Below are 17,740 nucleotides of genomic sequence, written 5' to 3' on the forward strand. Positions count from 1 at the left end.
TGAACACCTCAGTCCAATTACGGACTGTCCTACCCGACTTGTGAGGGTTCCGCTTCTCGTCTAGCCTACTCAGGGTTCGACTTCCCTGAGACTCGCAAATCGTTTTTATTCGTTCCCTCGGAGAGATTGATTGTTCCGTTAGATGTAGCCACTTTGACCATTGGATTCCCTGGACTCTTGCCGTTATTAACATTATTACGGCGGGAATTAGCTCCAATGGAGTCAGGGATTTTAATGTTACGCCCTGCTCTACAATGGGTCACTTTTTGAGGCTCTGTTTCATCATAGGAACTCCCTATTAGCGCCAGTGTCAACCCGCAACAGTCGTCTGATTGCGCCCTGTTCCCAGCTTCACTCTACAAGAAACGAGCTTGTTCGGTGTGGGCAGGTAAGGAGTCAATTCTGAGTCTGAATGGTAGGGCTTTCACCTACATCAAACCGAGAGTTCAGCTTTTAGTGACAGTAATCTGCTGTCAGACTGGATTAGTTATTTACGGACTGATTACCGTGATTCCCTAACCAACGAATCGCACAATATTTTTGTACCACAGGTTGAAAGACAATCACTACATCTAATTCTTGGTTGATAATTTCAGGTGGAAGCTGGATTTGCAAAATTCCATCATCACCAATATATGTTCTAATTTTAATACTTTCCATAAATGACCTCCTAGCTTATATTGTTGCATCTGTAATGCTAATACTTCCACCGCGCGATCGCCTGGTAATTGCGGCTATAAGTTCTACACTAGTTATTGCAGCAATAAATACCTCATTTTTCAGAGTCGGATCGAATAGCCCCAAAACCCAAGCTGATCCAGTTTCACTAATATAACGTTTGACCAATGCGCTACTGTCTATGAAATAAATTCCCATCTAACGGCGTTCCTCGATGATAGTTTCAGAAACAGGCTTTCCCTCGACATGAATTAGCCGTCGCTCAGTTACTGGTTCATAAACAGGATGTTTTATCTGCTTTACGAAGCCAGAATCGATTAGAGCTTGGTGAAATGCTGCTTGCTTGACTGTTTCTTCTTTATCAGCAAGATACTGTTGAATAGTCTGATTAAGCTGCTGAAGTTCTTCTATTTCGAGTGTCTCAAGCTGCTTGATTATCTGTTGGAGAGTTACTAGCGCCATAATTTTTTATTTTCTTTTATCTTAATAATTTTTTATCCATAAATTATACCAAATTATCTGAAACTGGTATAATTTATCAGTAAACTTAACTTTGTTTATAAACCATTTCCATTTTTAACTTCTTAACCTCCAATTTCAATGTTTCATTCTCCACCCTCAATTTAGTATTCTCCTCCCTAATCAACTCCACTTCATTCCTCTTACTCAAAGCTTGATTAATCGCCAACTTACGCATATCTAGGGAAAACCAACGCTGATAAGTTTGGGTATGAACTTGCACACTATGCCCTAAATTATCTGCCGCCGCTTTAATTGGTATCCCCAAAATATGCGCTCTAATTGCCCAAGCATGACGTAAATCATAAGGTTTAAAATCCAATCCTATTTTACGGAACCACCAACTAACTCGCTGTGTTAATGCCGTTATCTCAGCATGATTAGTGTTATCTTTTTTTGCGATCGCACTCCCCAACATCTCCAAATATTTAGGATTTCTCAAATCAAAGTCCTCAATCCATTGTCTATATAAAGGTAATGCTTCTCTCTCACCAGTCTTAGAATCCTTATGGACTTTCCATGTGAAATCTACATTTTCTTGACTCAACCACCAATCAATATCAGGATTAATAAAAAGTTCTCGTGGACGTAAACCAAAAACTGCTAACATTCCATACGTCCAGCGCCAAAGCTGCCAGCTATCTTGAACATTTTGATTTACTTGATTACCTCTGTTATTCAGATAATCTTCAAACTTGAGAATTCCATCAGCTATTTCCGCATCTGTAGGGATAGTGCGGGAATTATTCTCAGGCATTTTGGAATATTTAGATAAATCGATTTCGATTTTAAATGTCATGCAAAATGCCGATATAGCTCTAGCTGCATTATATTTAGCCCATTCCTTATCTATTTGCTCAATTGAACTTATCAAATTTTCTGCGATCGCTAAATCTTTAGGATTCGTAAATCGTTTAGTTCGGGAAAAGTAATAAAAAAAAGTATGTTCACTTTTAGTAGTCCGCTTATGAGTTTTAAAATACTCTTCTTCAAATTCTTCGAGTAATTCTCCTATAGTTTTAAATTCTTTTTTAATTGCCTCATCACCTAAATACTTATCATTCCATTCAAAAGTTTTACGAGCGATTAACTTCCCTAACTCATAAGCTTCTTCCTCAGCCGTTTTCAGTCCATCCAAGTTAGAGGGAATATTCAAACTGATATTGTATTGTTTTCTCCCAGTACCATTGCTATCTTTGTCTCCCGGTTTAATTGGTAACGTGGCCCGTAATTGCAGACTTCCATTCGATTCTCTAATTGTCACCTTTGCCTTTGCAGACTTTAAACGCAGATTAACTTTCTCTAATTCTAGTAGTACTTTCGTTCTCATGTGTTCTTTTTGCTGCTGTGCTTGCAGAGATGAGCAAAAAAACGGGCGATTTTTTAATCACCTTGGTTCAGGACAACATTTAAATGATGCGTGATATCATGTCCGCTTGATTGCTTATTAAACCCGAAGAACCCCACCCCGCCAAAGCCTATCTTTGCCTCCCCTCCCCGCTTGCGGGGAGGGGTTCTTTTATGGGTAATTTGGCGGACATGATATGAGTCCTGAACCTAATTATGCTGTGTTTTTAGCCTATATTTAGTCTAAAAATAAATGTGTTTTCAGCGAACAATGTTTATCGCTGACAGTGTTTACTGCAAACATTAGACTGTTGAAAAAAATTAAACCACAAAAAGGATTACTCCGGCCCTTATCACGGTTATGACGGCTTCGCCATCTTCGCACGTGACATGGACTTGGCACTCAATAGCCCAACCTGGGGATTAATTGGCGCTCCTTGGAATGAAAAAGCTAACGCTAAGAAGGCTGAAGCTAAGGCTAAGGCTAAGGCTAAGGCTGCCGTTTAGGGAAATGTGAGAGTGAGATAAGTAAGGACAACCTGGGGCTAAAACCCCAGGGGGGAGTTGGAAATCCAAATTTCAAAACTGAAAAATTAAAATTTCTTTTGATTTTTGCATTTTGAATTTTGAATCATATTTCCACTCCCTTGTAGAGACGCGATTAATCGCGTCTCTACCCACTCCCACCTCAATAAGTAAAGAATTCAGTAAGCTTGGAGATCCGAAAATGCCTCAGAATCCTGAAAAAATTCAAGATCACGTCGAGTTATTCCACCAACCAGAGTACCAAGAGCTATTTGAAAACAAAAAGCAGTTTGAAAACGGTCACGAAGCCGAAGAAGTACAACGGGTTGCAGAGTGGACAAAGGGTTGGGATTATCGTGAAAAGAACTTCGCTCGTGAAGCTTTAACCGTTAACCCTGCTAAAGGTTGTCAACCATTGGGAGCAATCTTTGCTGCTGTTGGTTTTGAAGGTACTCTACCTTTTGTTCAAGGTTCTCAAGGTTGCGTTGCTTACTTCCGCACCCACTTAACCCGTCACTACAAAGAGCCATTCTCTGGTGTGTCTTCTTCAATGACTGAAGATGCAGCCGTGTTTGGTGGTCTGCAAAATATGATTGACGGCTTGGCGAACTCTTACACTCTCTACAAGCCTAAGATGATCGCTGTCTGCACCACCTGTATGGCAGAAGTAATTGGTGATGACTTACAGTCTTTCATCAACAACGCTAAGGAAGCTGGTTCAGTTCCTCAAGATTTCCCAGTACCTTACGCTCACACTCCTAGCTTTGTCGGTTCCCACATCACTGGTTACGACAACATGATGAAGGGAATTCTTTCTAACTTGACCGCAGGTCATAAGAAAGAAACCAGCAATGGTAAAATCAACTTCATCCCAGGTTTTGACACCTACGTAGGCAACAACCGCGAAATCAAGCGGATTGCTTCTTTGTTCGGCTTTGACTACACAATTTTAGCCGACAACAGCGACTACCTCGATTCACCAAACACAGGTGAATTCAATATGTACCCAGGTGGTACAAAGCTAGAAGATGCAGAAGATTCAATCAATGCGAAAGCTACGATCGCTCTGCAAGCACACTCCACCCTCAAAACCCGCGAGTACATCGAAAAAGAATGGAAGCAACCAACTTCAGTTTCCCGTCCTTGGGGCATTAAGGGTACTGATGAGTTCTTGATGAAACTCAGCGAATTGAGTGGTATCCCCATTCCCGAACAATTGGAAATTGAACGCGGTCAGGCAGTTGATGCCATGACTGACTCCCACTCATGGCTTCACGGCAAGCGCTTCGCTATCTACGGCGAACCAGATTTAGTATACTGCGTAGTTGGCTTTATGCTAGAAATGGGTGCTGAACCTGTGCATATCTTGGTTCACAACAGCAACGACGTATTTGAAGCAGAAATGAAAGAACTGCTTGCTTCTAGCCCCTTTGGTAGCAATGCAACTCTTTGGCCTGGTAAAGACCTGTGGCACATGCGTTCTTTGATGTTCACCGAACCCGTAGACTTGCTCATCGGTAACAGCTACGGTAAGTACCTGTGGCGCGACACCAAGACTCCCTTAGTGAGAATTGGCTATCCTATCATAGATCGTCACCACTTACACCGCTACACCACCATCGGTTATCAAGGTATAATCAACCTCCTTAACTGGGTTGTAAACACCCTGTTTGAAGAAATCGATCGCAACACCAACATTCCTTCTAAGACAGATATTTCCTACGACTTGATTCGTTAGAAATTGCGTAGAAACACAACGTGTTAACTAAAGGGTAAAGAAGGGGAATAGGGACTAGGGGCTGGGGACTAGGGACTGGGAAAACACCCAATGCCCCATGCCCAATCCCCAATGCCCAATCCCCAACTCCCCTTTTTCTTGATAGCATTTACCCAAGGGATTTATACATGGAAACCATCAATCACACTCACGAACACACTCACACTCATCCTCATCCTAATTACCATCCACCTAATCAGAAAAAACCAGGGTGGTTCCACAATCTTCTTAATCCGTTGCGGCGTGTAGTGGATGGAATTCAGGTTAAAAATAATCGCATCGCTCATCTAATTTGCCAAACAATTCCTTGTTGTTGTCCCTTTGAGCGACAAATTAAATTATTTGGGAAGTCTATTGATATCCCACCACTATGTAAACTCAATCCTTTATATGACGAATTTGTAGGATTGCGTTTCCGCGCTCTATCTTACCTTGCCGATGTATGTGGAGAGGATGTCACAAAATACATTTGTTAATTATTGGGCATTGGGCATTGGGCATTGGGCATTGGGCATTGGGCATGGGGCATGGGGCATTGGTCATTGGTAGAGACGCGATTAATCGTGTCTGTACAATAGTCTATCCAAATGACTAATGACAATTAACAATTAAGTACGAGAAGAGAGATGAAAAGCACCCAAGGTAAAATCAACGAGCTGCTGACTGAGACAGGATGCGAGCATAATCAGCACAAACAAGCAGAAAAGAAAAACAAATCATGCGCTCAACAGGCACAACCTGGCGCGGCTCAAGGGGGCTGTGCCTTTGATGGTGCAATGATTTCTCTAGTGCCGATCGCAGATGCTGCTCATTTAGTCCACGGGCCGATCGCCTGTGCTGGTAATTCCTGGGGTAGTCGTGGTAGTCTCTCGTCTGGCCCTCAACTCTACAAAATGGGCTTTACGACTGACTTGGGTGAAAATGATGTTATCTTCGGTGGCGAAAAGAAGCTCTACAAAGCGATTCTGGAACTCAAAGAGCGCTACCAACCAGCAGCAGTATTCGTTTATGCCACTTGCGTTACAGCCTTAATTGGCGATGATATGGATGCTGTCTGCAAAGCTGCGGCTGAAAAAATTGGTATTCCTGTTATTCCCGTCATTGCCCCAGGATTCATTGGCAGTAAAAATCTCGGCAACCGTTTTGGCGGTGAAGCTTTGTTAGAATATGTTGTCGGAACAGCAGAACCGGAACATACAACGCCCTATGATATTAACTTAATCGGTGAATACAACATCGCCGGGGAAATGTGGGGAGTAACACCACTGTTAGAAAAATTAGGCATCCGCATTTTGTCTAAAATTACGGGCGATGCTCGCTACGATGAAATTCGCTACGCCCACCGTGCCAAGCTCAACGTCATGATCTGCTCACGAGCGCTGCTCAATATGGCGAGAAAGATGGAGGAGCGTTACAACATCCCTTACATTGAAGAGTCTTTCTACGGCATCGATGATATGAATCGCTGTCTGCGAAATATCGCTGCTAAATTAGGCGATCCCGATCTACAGGAGCGGACAGAAAAGCTTATTGTAGAAGAAACGGCTGCTTTAGATTTGGCACTTGCTCCTTATCGCGCTCGACTCAAAGGTAAGCGGGTTGTGTTGTATACAGGCGGTGTTAAGAGTTGGTCGATTATTTCGGCTGCTAGGGACTTGGGCATTGAAGTTGTTGCTACCAGTACTCGAAAAAGTACTGAGGAAGATAAAGCCAAAATCAAGAAGTTGATCGGCAACGATGGCATTATGCTGGAGAAGGGCAACGCTAAAGAATTGCTACAGGTGGTTAAAGACACTCGCGCAGATATGCTGATTGCTGGTGGACGTAACCAATACACCGCTTTGAAAGCTCGAATTCCTTTCCTTGATATCAACCAAGAACGTCATCATCCTTATGCAGGTTATGTGGGAATGATTGAGATGGCGCGGGAATTGTACGAAGCTTTGTATAGCCCGATTTGGGAGCAAATACGTAAGCCCGCTCCTTGGGAAGAAGAGGAGGAAGTTTAATGGCGATCGTTACTGTTTCCAATAAATCACTGACGGTTAATCCCCTCAAGCAAAGTCAAGCTTTGGGTGCAACCTTAGCCTTTCTGGGATTGAAAGGGACGATGCCCTTATTCCACGGTTCTCAAGGTTGTACTGCTTTCGCCAAAGTTGTGCTGGTGCGGCATTTCCGGGAAGCGATTCCCCTAGCTACGACGGCGATGACGGAAGTCACTACTATTTTGGGTGGTGAAGAGAATGTGGAGCAAGCAATTCTCACTCTGGTGGAAAAGGCTAACCCAGAAATTATTGGTTTATGTAGTACTGGGTTAACGGAAACTAGAGGCGATGATATTGAAGGATTTCTTAAGGAAATCCGCGATCGCCATCCCGAATTAAATGATTTAGCGATCGTTTTTGCCCCCACCCCAGATTTTAAAGGTGCGTTACAAGATGGCTTTGCTGTTGCTGTCGAAAGCATAGTTAAGGAAATTCCTCGCCCAGGTGGACTCAGAACTGAACAAGTCACGATTTTGGCGGGTTCTGCCTTCACACCAGGAGATGTCCAGGAAATCAAAGAGATAGTCACGTCTTTTGGACTAGTGCCGATCTTTGTACCTGACCTTGGCGCTTCTCTAGATGGACATTTAGAGGATACTTATAGTGCAGTTACAGTCAGTGGGACTACTTTAAAACAGCTACGAGAAGTCGGTAGTTCTGCCTTTACCCTGGCATTGGGTGAAAGTATGCGGGGGGCTGCCAAGATTCTCGAAGAACGGTTTGACACACCTTATGAGGTGTTTAGCGAACTGACTGGATTAGAACCAGTAGATGAATTTATCCAAGCATTGGCGATTCTGAGCGGTAACAGCGTACCCGAAAAATACCGCCGCCAACGCCGTCAGTTGCAAGATGCGATGTTAGACACCCACTTTTATTTCAGTGGAAAACGAGTTTCCCTAGCGTTGGAACCAGATTTGTTGTGGTCAACAGTGCATTTTCTGCAATCGATGGGAGCGCAAATTCATGCGGCGGTGACAACCACGCGATCGCACCTCTTAGAAAAACTCCCGGTTAAAAGTATCACCATCGGCGATTTGGAAGACTTTGAGAGTCTAGCAGGTGGTTCTGATTTGCTGATTGGTAACTCGAATGTGGGCGCGATCGCTAAACGGCTCTCGATTCCTCTTTATCGTCTAGGATTGCCCATTTATGACCGCTTAGGTAATGGTCAATTTACCAAAGTTGGCTATCGAGGGACGATGGAACTTGTGTTTGGCATCGGCAACCTGTTTTTAGAGCAAGAAGAAGCGAGAGTTAAGCGGTTCCAAGAATTAGGAACTGTGAGCGCTGAGTTTTGAATTCACACTTTAAATTCAAAACAGTTCAGTTAAGAATTGATCCTCCCTAACCCTCCTTAAAAAGGAGGGAATCGAGCAATTAAATTAGCCCCCCTTAAAAAGGGGGGGGTGGGGGGATCTTCCGAGGCTAAATATCACTAACTGAACCGGATTGCTTCAAAATTCAAAACTTTAGAGAGGAGAGTTACGATGAAAATTGCCTTTACGACAAGTGATGGAGTTCATATTAATACTCACTTTGGAGGCTCAGAACAAATTGATGTTTATGAAATTTCCGATGAAGGATATCACTTTGTAGAAGCTCTCAAATTTAATTATGAAATCAAGGAAGAGAATAATGAGAGCAAACTTGCACCAAAAATTGAAGCATTAGTTGACTGCACAATTATTTATGTTGTGGCAATTGGTGGTAGCGCTGCGGCTCGTTTAATCAAGAAAGGTGTCACTCCAGTAAAGGCGCGATCGGAAGAAGACGAAATTAGTGAAGTGCTAAATAAGCTAGTGAAAACCCTCAAAGGTAATCCTCCACCTTGGTTGCGTAAAGCTTTACAGCCAAAAACCAAAAACTTTGCTGATGAAATTGAAGACGAAGCAACAGTATGACCACAAATAATAGTGTTAACGGAACTGCTACAACTGAAGTCTTGAACTCACCTTTCCTTAAGGTGCTAATTAAACAAATTCGTGGTCAAGACAGTTATGGAGTTTATCGTAGTTGGTCGGATGAGTTAATTCTCAAACCCTTTATTGTCACCAAACAAAAGAAACGGGAAATCTCCGTTGAGGGTGAAGTCGATCCGATCACACAAGCCCGAATTATGGCATTTTTTAGGGCTGTAGCGGCTGGGATTGAACAAGAAACAGGTTTAATATCCCAGGTTGTGGTTGATTTAAGCCATGAAGGATTTGGCTGGGCGCTAGTTTTTTCTGGTCGTCTCTTGCTAGCTGTAAGAACTTTGCGAGATGCTCAACGCTTTGGCTTTGACTCAGTAGAGAAATTAGCAGAAGAGGGAGAAAACCACGTCAAAAAAGGTATTGATTTGGCGAAACGTTTTCCTGAAGTTGGCAACATTTAATTATTTAGGAGTTAGGAGTTAGGAGTTAAAACTTAGGAGTTAATAATTAATCTAACTCTTAAGTAATGATTCAAAATTTACAATTTCTAACTTCTAATTTATCACTGCTAACTCCTCACTCCTAACTTCAAAATAAGGAGTGGCTGATTGTGCAAGCAGAAGAAACGAGCATTGAGGAACTACAACGACAAATCAGACGGCTTAACAGCAAAGCCGGTCAAATGAAAATGGATCTGCATGATTTAGCTGAAGGTCTGCCAACAGATTATAAACAACTTATGGATGTTGCCGCCGCAACTTATGAAATCTATCGCCAGTTAGATGAACTTAAGCAACATCTGAAACAATTGGAGAATGCGAAATGACTGGAACAATTGATGAATTAAAGAAGCTCGTAGATGCAGAAGAATTTTTTCAATTCTTTAATATGTCCTACGATGTACAAGTTGTGAATGTAAATCGTCTACATATTCTGAAAAAGTTCTCTCAATACATCCAAGAAATTGATAATAAGTCTCCTGACTTGAGCGAAGAAGAGAGACTAAATCAATATTCTTTAGCTTTGCAAAAAGCTTATCAGGTATTTATCGAATCAACACCTCACGAACAAAAGCTGTTCAAAGTGTTTAACGACAAGCCGAAAAATGTAGTCACACTGACAGAAATCACTTCTGATTAGGAGGTATAAATTGGTTAACCTAACGCCTACCGAATTAGAACGCTATCGTCGCCAAATGATGCTTCCGAATTTTGGCGAAGCAGCACAGAAACGCTTGAAGTCAGCGACAGTTTTGGTTACAGGTGTGGGAGGATTAGGCGGTACGGCGGCGCTTTACTTAGCAGTAGCGGGCGTTGGGCGGCTAATCCTAGTCCGGGGTGGTGACTTGCGGCAAGATGATATGAATCGTCAGGTTCTCATGACTGATGATTGGGTAGGTAAGCCAAGGGTATTCAAAGCTAAAGAAACTCTGGATGCGATTAATCCTGATGTCCAAGTGGAAGCTGTTCATGATTACATCACCCCGGAAAATGTAGATTCGTTAGTGCAGTCTGCTGATATGGCTCTTGATTGCGCCCACAACTTTACAGAGCGCAATTTGTTAAATGAAGCCTGTGTGCGATCGCGTAAGCCAATGGTGGAAGCCGCAATGAATGGGATGGAGGCTTACCTAACAACGATTATTCCTGGTGTGACTCCTTGTTTATCTTGTCTGTTTCCAGAAAAGCCTGATTGGGATCAGCGCGGCTTTTCAGTTCTAGGCGCTGTTTCTGGAACACTAGCTTGTCTAACGGCGCTGGAAGCTATCAAGTTGATCACCGGGTTTAGTCAGCCTCTATTATCGCAATTGCTGACAATCGACCTAAATCGGATGGAATTTGCTAAACGCCGTTCTCACCGCGATCGCTCTTGTCCAGTATGCGGCAATAGTGCGCCTTGGAGACACGCGCAAGCCAATTCAATGGAACCCACAGTCAATAGTCATTAGTCATTGGTCATTGGTGAATAACAAAGGACAAATGACAACTGACAAATGACAACCCTACACCTGAAATCAGAACAACTAATCGCTACAAATCAGGAGAACTGATGGCCGTAATTTTATCAGAAAAAGCAGAATTTCATCTGCGAGCATTCCTCAAAGGTTCCGCACCCGACGCTAATGGCGCAACTAAAGGTGTCCGCATCTCGGTAAAAGATGGTGGTTGCAGTGGCTATGAATATGCAATTGATATCACCAGCAAGCCCCAACCAGATGATTTGGTAAGTCACCAAGGCAAAGTTGTAGTTTACGTTGATGCCAAAAGTGCGCCGTTATTAGACGGAGTTATCGTTGACTTCGTTGAGGGAGTGATGGAAAGCGGTTTTAAATTCATCAACCCCAATGCAACTGATACCTGCGGTTGTGGAAAGTCCTTCAAAACAGACGACGGTACGCCTACTGGTGTACCTTGCAGCTAACATCATTCCGTTAGTACCAAATTTGATTGTAGAGGCTTTCTGTAGATGCGGTAAGCGTTCGCGGAGCGTCTCGTAGAGAAGCCATGCCGCAGGCTTATCGCCTTGCCTTAAGGTAGCTTTTAGTTCGCTTTGCATCCCTTACCTCTATAGAGAAGCCAACTAAACTTTGCATCTCCGTAAGAAAGAGGGGAGCAAAAAGTAGGATAGGTTGCTCAAAAACTTCGGAAATTAAACCAACTGTATAACGTTTGAGGAGAATCGGAAAATGGCTTCCTACCAAGTTAGATTAATCAACAAAAAAGAAGACATTGATACAACAATTGAAGTTGATGAAGAGACTACCATTTTAGAAGCAGCAGAAGAAAATGGTATTGAGTTGCCTTTTTCTTGTCACGCAGGTTCTTGCTCTAGCTGTGTAGGCAAGATTGTTGAAGGTGAAGTTAATCAAGAAGATCAAAACTTCCTGGATGACGATCAAGTTTCTAAAGGATACGCTCTACTTTGTGTAACTTATCCTCGTTCTAATTGCACAATTAAGACACATCAAGAAGCATATCTTGTTTAAAATATTACCTTGGTTGCTACCTTTTGCAACCAAATAAAATATGAAGGATGAGGGATGAGGGATGAAAATAAGCTTCATTCTTCCCTTCATAATTCCTAATTTAGAATTAAAATGTTTACTCCCTTTAATGTGACTGGTTGTTCATTAGAATTATTGAGAACAGGAGAGCGAGGAATCGTCAGTTTCTGTAAAAGTCAGGATGAAACAATCTTAAAAACACTGATATCAATAGGGATAATACCAGGAGCCACTATTACTTTAGAACAACACTTTCCATTATTACTTATTAAAACAGGAAACAAATTTTTAACGCTAGATATAGAAAGTGTCCGCGCTATTTATGTCCGTATTGTTGATAATTAAATTATTCTTTATAAGAATATTATATTTAAAAAATAATTTTTACTTTGTAATTAAGAGTTTACAGGGAAAGAAAGAATTTATTAGAACTCAACTGACGCATCAATTACACAATGTAGGGGCAATTCATGAATTGCCCCTACATTACTTTTCGCGTAAGTCTTTTTATAGACATGAATGCAATTTGGTATTACAGATAGAGCCGCTTGCAAGAAAAGGCAACTTACCTATTTTCTACTCAATAGCAACTATTACATCTGATGATTTAATCACGGCATAAGCCTGCTTACCTTCTGCAAGTCCCAGCTTTTCTGCTGATGATTTTGTGATTATTGACACTAACTCTACTCCTGGTGCAATTTCTAAAGTTACTTCAGTATTCACTGTACCAGGTACAACTTTTATTACAGTACCTTTTAGAGAATTCCGAGCGCTAATTTCCATGTTTTGTCTGTGCTTTACTTATTACTACCTAAACAAACTAGCAAATTTTGGTTAATAAAGGAAGTTATTTGAGATTTCTTAATAACTTTTAGGGGTATAAAAGGAAATCTCAGTATAATATCTCTATTTTATTAAACACAAGATTCAATAGAAACGTAATATCAAATGTGAGTAAGACAAAACAATAGGCTTGAGCAAATTATTAAATTTAGGCAAAATTACGCAGCAATGTACTAGTGACTGGCTATTTTCTAAAATAGTCTATTTGCTATTAGTCTAGATTTTGAAATAACATTGTAAGAAACACTGCATTTTAATTGTACTTCAATATTTATCTTAGATATATTTGGGGATCTTTATAAATGATTCATAATTCAAAGTTATCAGGGTGATAATATATAACTAAGCTAAATTGTTGCTAGTTAACTTAGTACTTAAGCAACCCAAAATTGTTAGGTGAGGGCGGGGAATAGGGAATGGGGAAAAATTTTTAATTTTACCAAAGTTTTTAATACCTAGCAAAGTTGCTTTGGTAAACTACTAGACTTTAGCTACTCGTATAGCATTGTAAAATAATGGTGGGTAATGCCCACCATTAAGTTTTCCAAGCATAAGATTGCTTAGAAAATACTTAATTTTGTGACGTTGAAAGAATAATTATGAGTCAATTCAACAGACAAGAGTTGAGTGAAATAACAACCCAATGGCTAATAGCAAAAAGCTATAGTCCTGGCGATTTAAATCAGCCAGGAGAAAATGGCGATACAGCTTTGATGAAAGCTACAAGAGAGGGAATTTATGCAGTCGTCAAAGAACTAATTGATGCTGGTGTGGATATCAATGCTAGAAATAGCGACTGCAACAATGCTTTGTGGTTTGCTTGTTTTGGAAATCACTACGATTTAATTAATTTGCTGCTAGCTGTAAACATTAACATTGATAACCAAAATGATAACGGTGCAACTGTTTTAATGTACGCAGCATCAGCCGGAAAGACAGAAGTCGTCAAGTTACTTTTACAACATCATCCTAACTTATATTTGAAAAACTTAGACGACTATAAAGCGATAGATTTCGCCAGTAATGTAGAAGTTTTAAGGATACTTAAAAATGCCATCAAGTCAGATATCGGGCAAAGCCTATCATGATGCTACCAAGCATTCTTACTTATCGGTACAACTCGATCCAAATTATGTAGATGCCTCAACACAGCCATCTGCATTTAAAGTTTATCCAAAATTTTATCGGAGAGTGAAATTAAATCTCAATAATCCTGTTCATTCTTTTATTTCGTTAACCAGTGCGATAACTCTGGAGAAAATGTATAAAGATGGGCCTTATAAACTGCGGGTAAATCCATCAGCAGGCGCTTTATACCCGACGGAAGTTTATGTACAGGTTCGTGGTGTTGAGGGAATAGTAGATGGTATATATCATGTAGAAGTTGAGAATAATTGTCTAACTCTCATCTATGAATTAATCGATGATGGTTTAGAGAGTTATATTATACCGGGTAAATGTATCAATGGATTCATCTTTTTAATTAGTTGTGTTTATTATAGGTCTAGCTGGAAATATCAAAATAGAAGCATCAGATATTGCTTCCTAGATAGCGGACACCATTTAGGTGCAATTGCAGCTTCAGCTTTTCTCCACAACCGAGATATACAACTAATTTTTGACTTTGATAAACTCACTCTCAATTCAGATTTGGGATTTGAGAATAAAGAATTTATTACTGCTTGTGCGGTGTCAGGAGAAATCCAAGAAAAAAAAATCAGGCGGTTAAGGCTGAAAGTTCCTTTTGTCTGTGGTACTGATTATTTTGAATCCAATCAATTTATTGAAGATGCCTATCAAGCAACTATTTTACAAAAGAGTCGCCAGCAGAAATTAGAGTATCCTCAATTTAATTTTGATAAGGATAAATTTTATCAAATTGTTTGGGATAGACGTTCTATTAGACGTTTCCGGAAAGAGTCTATTTCTCAAGAAGATTATTTATATGTAGTGCAACAACTTCAACAGTCAATACCGACAGAAAACTATGAGGAAATAGAAATTTACTTAGTCGTGCATCGAGTAGAGGGAATGACACCTGGGTTATATAAAGGTACGTATCTGGTTAAAACTGGTAATTTTAGTGAAAAGACGGGTTACTTATGTATTAATCAGGCTATTGCTAAAGATAGCGCTGTAACTTTATTTTTTGTGTCAGATTATTTAAATTATCAAACTGCTATGCAAATAGCTGGTTTTCTCGGACAGAGACTTTATTTAACTAGTAATTATTTGGGGATTCAGTGTAGTGAAATAGGTGCTTATTATGATGATGAAACCAAGAAATTATTAGAAACAAATAAAGATGTACTTTATGGAATGGTGATTGGAATATAAGCAGGAAGCTAGAGAGAGATGGGTAGAAATATGTATTACTTTAATAGTGATGACTCACATCCTATACAACCGACCTCAGCAGATATTATACTGCGGCAGCAATTAGAAGATTCTATTAGTAGATACTTTTATGAAGCTTGCGATCGCACTATTCAAAATCTGCTGTCTGATTGTCGGTGGTATGTCACAACCCACGCCAATGCTCTGACATTGGTTATTGAATGTCCCGATCAAGTTACTAATTGGCGGATTTTACAAAAAATCGTGCCAATGGGGACATTGCTATATGGAATTGTTAGCAGTGCTAAAATCCGTGTTTGTCCGCCAGAGAGTCAAGGCGTACCTTTTGAAATGAGGGTAGATGAACTTTCTGTTTATCGGGATTGGGCGTAATTCGATTTTGGATTTTGGATTTTGGATTAGTTAATATTTTGTTTGATAAGTGCAGCTACCTCTTGAAAAACTAAATCAGCAGAATGTTTAATAGCAGGACTTAATTCCAGTCCCAAGGCAAGATTTGCAGCCTCAATTAAATAAACTGTGACATCTTCGGGAAAGTCATTTTGAAAGATTTTCCGTCCGGCGGCTAAAGCATTATCCCAGCGAAAATCATGCAAGTTATAACTAGGTTCGGGCATTGCTTCCAGTTCTTTTCCTGGAACTTTAAACACAGCACCAGGCTCAGAATTAGTTGAACTTGCATCAATAATTACTAATTGTTTACTACCTCTAGCTTGAAACATTACTTCCATTCCTGCGGTGCCACAGTCATAAACTCGCACATGAGGATGAGGATTTTCAGCTAGATATTTTTGTAAGCGTTGGGCAATGATTACGCCTACTGCGTCGTCACTGCGGTTGAGATTTCCGCAACCAATAATAGTTAGCATAGAATAAGATTTAATTGTTTAAGCGGTTGCAAATTCAATCAAAGCGCGATCGCTTGGAGGATGGAGCAATTACAATTCAATAATCAACGGTAAGTAAAGTTTCTAAATTAGGCAATCAGCAGTGACCAAAACAGAGGCTTTGACTAAATAATGTAGACAAAGCCTCTGAAAAATAATTTATCAGCAGGAAATTAGAACTTTACACCATGTTTCTTGGCGATTTCATTCAGTTTATCATACTGATCTTGTGACACTTTAGTTAATATCTCTTCAGCCTGTTCTTTAGTACTTCCCTCTTTAGGAATTAAGTACTTGATATAAAGAGACACAAAATCTGCTGCGATCGCTAAACCGGATAAAGCATGTTGGTCTGCTTCTTTGCCAGCGATCGCAGCTACCAAACCTACTTTAATTGGGTCTGGTTTAACTTTCATGAACTGCTCGACAAGTTTAGGAACGTAGTCTTCTGGTGGCAAATTATCTAACTTACTTCTATCAGGAGTAAAGTTACATTCTGCGGCTTTTGCCTGTTCTAAAACACACCATTCTATGTATTCTTGCAATGCTGCATCGGGAACGCGAGGGAGATAATTATGTAGCGCTAAATCAGACACAAGCTTACCGTGTAAATTGGTGTTTTATGCAAATGCATTAATGCAAGCCTAACTCACTGTTTATGGAAGTTTTAGTATGTTAAGCTACGACTGTTGAATCAGCTGATTGTGTAAATGATTAATCCTGAGTCTGAGCCATGTTTGCGCTTTTATCAGCCATTGCCTATAATTACGCAACGGGAAGAGACACAAGCAATTTTGAGTCATGGATCATTTGATGAGTTGATGGTGTTACCTCTGGCGTTGGGCGAACATTATCCCGACTGGAAATATGCTCAAGATGTGTGCCTTAAACTTGCCAACCATGCTGACGATCGCATTCGTGCTAATGCTTGCTTAGGGCTGGCCTACGTGGCGCGTACCCAAGGTAAGTTAGAAAAGCACTTAGTTAAACCAGTGATATTGCGGGAATTACGAAGTCAAACTGAATGGCGGTGGCGGATTGAAGATGCGATCGCCGATATTAATAACTATCTCGGTTGGCGTTTAGCCCAAGCTAGGCTGGGAAAATAGTTTTTTATTCTCAACATCATGCCTCGCATTCAGCTAGCATATCCTAAAATTCCCGGTAGCAAAAACTACCCCTCCAGTCGCTGTATTGCTTTTGATAAATACGACGGTACGAATCTGCATTGGGTTTGGGAAGTCGAATTAGGGTGGTATGGGTTTGGGACTCGGCGCGATCGCTTTGATTTGGATGAGAGGGGTATTGCTGAGTTCAACGCCGCCCATCCGGGGCTAGAAGAGGCTTCTAACCTGTTTCAAAAGCTTTTCGCCACCCCCCTAGACAAACTGTTTCGAGAAAACCCCGCTTACAATAGCCCAGAAATCACCGTCTTCACTGAATTTTTCGGGGCGAATTCCTTCGCGGGGATGCACAAACCCGAAGAACCGAAACAACTGATTCTCTTTGATGTAGAAACTAATCGCGGGATGATTCCCCCCGAACAGTTTGTACAAGATTTTAGTAATTTAGCGATCGCCCGCGTTGTCTATCGTGGCAAACTCACCGGACAATTTGTAGAAGATGTCCGCGCTGGGAAGTATGGCGTAGCTGAGGGTGTAGTCTGCAAAGGTGGTAGTAATCCTGCTGATTTGTGGATGGTAAAAATCAAAACTAACACCTATATGAAAAAGCTACAGCAAGCCTTCCAAGATGACTGGGAAAATTATTGGGAGTGATAGCGAGAACAATATGGTTTTAAATGTTACAGAGATTTTTAATGCACTATGTTAGCTGTG

23 protein-coding genes and 2 pseudogenes are annotated in these 17,740 nt (G+C 40.8%); 18 read left to right on the plus strand and 7 right to left on the minus strand.

The window, feature by feature from the left end; genetic code table 11:
- Positions 1-483: 483 nt before the first annotated feature.
- The 4 genes and pseudogenes from V7K38_RS01425 to V7K38_RS01440 all read right to left on the minus strand — a co-directional run.
- Positions 484-660, minus strand: a complete 177-nt coding sequence (locus V7K38_RS01425; RefSeq protein WP_334854933.1) for a hypothetical protein — start codon at positions 658-660, stop codon at positions 484-486.
- Positions 661-675: 15 nt separating this feature from the next.
- The gene (locus V7K38_RS01430) at positions 676-876 is read right to left on the minus strand and encodes a type II toxin-antitoxin system VapC family toxin (protein ID WP_334854934.1); all 201 of its coding nucleotides are present in this window, start codon (positions 874-876) and stop codon (positions 676-678) included.
- Positions 877-1,140 carry a hypothetical protein gene (locus tag V7K38_RS01435; protein ID WP_334854936.1) on the minus strand — a complete coding sequence of 88 codons (264 nt, stop codon included), beginning with the start codon at positions 1,138-1,140 and terminating at the stop codon, positions 877-879.
- 85 nt (positions 1,141-1,225) lie between these two features.
- A pseudogene (locus V7K38_RS01440) lies at positions 1,226-2,569 on the minus strand (site-specific integrase); the annotation flags it as partial.
- A gap of 302 nt (positions 2,570-2,871) precedes the next feature.
- Here V7K38_RS01440 and V7K38_RS01445 point away from each other — a divergent pair.
- From V7K38_RS01445 to V7K38_RS01505, 13 genes and pseudogenes are all read left to right on the plus strand, one after another.
- Positions 2,872-3,051 (plus strand): annotated as a pseudogene (locus tag V7K38_RS01445) (hypothetical protein); the annotation flags it as partial.
- A 220-nt stretch (positions 3,052-3,271) separates the two neighbouring features.
- Entirely contained in the window at positions 3,272-4,807 is a 1,536-nt protein-coding gene (gene nifK, locus V7K38_RS01450) for a nitrogenase molybdenum-iron protein subunit beta (RefSeq protein WP_334854938.1), read from the plus strand.
- A gap of 167 nt (positions 4,808-4,974) precedes the next feature.
- A complete protein-coding gene (locus V7K38_RS01455; RefSeq protein ID WP_094327421.1) occupies positions 4,975-5,322 on the plus strand; it encodes a Mo-dependent nitrogenase C-terminal domain-containing protein in 348 nt (115 codons plus the stop codon).
- Between the two features lie 150 nt (positions 5,323-5,472).
- A complete protein-coding gene (nifE, locus tag V7K38_RS01460; protein WP_334854939.1) occupies positions 5,473-6,855 on the plus strand; it encodes a nitrogenase iron-molybdenum cofactor biosynthesis protein NifE in 1,383 nt (460 codons plus the stop codon).
- Positions 6,855-8,192, plus strand: a complete 1,338-nt coding sequence (gene nifN, locus V7K38_RS01465) for a nitrogenase iron-molybdenum cofactor biosynthesis protein NifN (RefSeq protein ID WP_334854940.1) — start codon at positions 6,855-6,857, stop codon at positions 8,190-8,192. Before nifE ends, nifN begins: the two co-directional genes overlap by 1 nt.
- Positions 8,193-8,381: 189 nt before the next feature.
- Entirely contained in the window at positions 8,382-8,795 is a 414-nt protein-coding gene (nifX, locus tag V7K38_RS01470) for a nitrogen fixation protein NifX (RefSeq protein WP_334854942.1), read from the plus strand.
- Positions 8,792-9,268 (plus strand): NifX-associated nitrogen fixation protein, encoded by a 477-nt coding sequence (locus V7K38_RS01475; protein WP_334854943.1) that lies wholly within the window; start codon positions 8,792-8,794, stop codon positions 9,266-9,268. The genes nifX and V7K38_RS01475 overlap by 4 nt, the downstream gene beginning before the upstream one ends.
- 149 nt (positions 9,269-9,417) lie before the next feature.
- Positions 9,418-9,633 carry a CCE_0567 family metalloprotein gene (locus tag V7K38_RS01480; RefSeq protein WP_334854944.1) on the plus strand — a complete coding sequence of 72 codons (216 nt, stop codon included), beginning with the start codon at positions 9,418-9,420 and terminating at the stop codon, positions 9,631-9,633.
- Positions 9,630-9,947, plus strand: a complete 318-nt coding sequence (gene nifW / locus V7K38_RS01485; RefSeq protein WP_334854945.1) for a nitrogenase-stabilizing/protective protein NifW — start codon at positions 9,630-9,632, stop codon at positions 9,945-9,947. The genes V7K38_RS01480 and nifW overlap by 4 nt, the downstream gene beginning before the upstream one ends.
- Before the next feature lie 10 nt (positions 9,948-9,957).
- Positions 9,958-10,755 (plus strand): HesA/MoeB/ThiF family protein, encoded by a 798-nt coding sequence (locus V7K38_RS01490; protein ID WP_334854946.1) that lies wholly within the window; start codon positions 9,958-9,960, stop codon positions 10,753-10,755.
- 101 nt (positions 10,756-10,856) lie between these two features.
- Positions 10,857-11,228: a HesB/IscA family protein gene (locus tag V7K38_RS01495; protein ID WP_094339971.1), complete on the plus strand. Its 372-nt coding sequence runs from the start codon at positions 10,857-10,859 to the stop codon at positions 11,226-11,228.
- Positions 11,229-11,493: 265 nt separating this feature from the next.
- The gene (locus V7K38_RS01500) at positions 11,494-11,793 is read left to right on the plus strand and encodes a 2Fe-2S iron-sulfur cluster-binding protein (protein WP_334854947.1); all 300 of its coding nucleotides are present in this window, start codon (positions 11,494-11,496) and stop codon (positions 11,791-11,793) included.
- A gap of 111 nt (positions 11,794-11,904) precedes the next feature.
- Positions 11,905-12,156, plus strand: a complete 252-nt coding sequence (locus V7K38_RS01505; protein WP_334854948.1) for a FeoA family protein — start codon at positions 11,905-11,907, stop codon at positions 12,154-12,156.
- A 231-nt stretch (positions 12,157-12,387) separates the two neighbouring features.
- Here V7K38_RS01505 and V7K38_RS01510 read toward each other — a convergent pair whose 3' ends face one another.
- Complete coding sequence (locus V7K38_RS01510) at positions 12,388-12,597, minus strand: TOBE domain-containing protein (protein WP_334854949.1); 210 nt, start codon at positions 12,595-12,597, stop codon at positions 12,388-12,390.
- Between the two features lie 659 nt (positions 12,598-13,256).
- On the opposite strand from V7K38_RS01510, the gene V7K38_RS01515 reads away from it, so the two are divergent.
- The 3 genes from V7K38_RS01515 to V7K38_RS01525 are packed head-to-tail and all read left to right on the plus strand — an operon-like array spanning position 13,257 to position 15,387.
- Positions 13,257-13,745, plus strand: coding sequence for an ankyrin repeat domain-containing protein (locus V7K38_RS01515; RefSeq protein ID WP_334854950.1), 489 nt, complete (start codon positions 13,257-13,259; stop codon positions 13,743-13,745).
- Positions 13,708-14,994, plus strand: coding sequence for a SagB/ThcOx family dehydrogenase (locus V7K38_RS01520; RefSeq protein WP_334854951.1), 1,287 nt, complete (start codon positions 13,708-13,710; stop codon positions 14,992-14,994). Before V7K38_RS01515 ends, V7K38_RS01520 begins: the two co-directional genes overlap by 38 nt.
- Positions 14,995-15,012: 18 nt before the next feature.
- Entirely contained in the window at positions 15,013-15,387 is a 375-nt protein-coding gene (locus tag V7K38_RS01525; RefSeq protein ID WP_334854952.1) for a hypothetical protein, read from the plus strand.
- A gap of 26 nt (positions 15,388-15,413) precedes the next feature.
- Here the strand turns inward: V7K38_RS01525 and V7K38_RS01530 are convergent, their stop codons facing one another.
- Together V7K38_RS01530 and V7K38_RS01535 are read right to left on the minus strand one after the other, a co-directional pair.
- Entirely contained in the window at positions 15,414-15,884 is a 471-nt protein-coding gene (locus V7K38_RS01530; RefSeq protein ID WP_334854953.1) for a hydrogenase maturation protease, read from the minus strand.
- A gap of 191 nt (positions 15,885-16,075) precedes the next feature.
- Positions 16,076-16,498, minus strand: a complete 423-nt coding sequence (locus V7K38_RS01535) for a hypothetical protein (protein ID WP_334854954.1) — start codon at positions 16,496-16,498, stop codon at positions 16,076-16,078.
- A 114-nt stretch (positions 16,499-16,612) separates the two neighbouring features.
- Here V7K38_RS01535 and V7K38_RS01540 point away from each other — a divergent pair, with 114 nt between their 5' ends.
- A complete protein-coding gene (locus tag V7K38_RS01540) occupies positions 16,613-17,011 on the plus strand; it encodes a hypothetical protein (RefSeq protein ID WP_334854955.1) in 399 nt (132 codons plus the stop codon).
- Between the two features lie 18 nt (positions 17,012-17,029).
- Entirely contained in the window at positions 17,030-17,680 is a 651-nt protein-coding gene (locus V7K38_RS01545; protein WP_334854956.1) for a hypothetical protein, read from the plus strand.
- Positions 17,681-17,740 lie beyond the last annotated feature (60 nt).

The organism is Nostoc sp. (assembly GCF_036917465.1).
Classification (GTDB): Bacteria; Cyanobacteriota; Cyanobacteriia; order Cyanobacteriales; family Nostocaceae; genus Nostoc.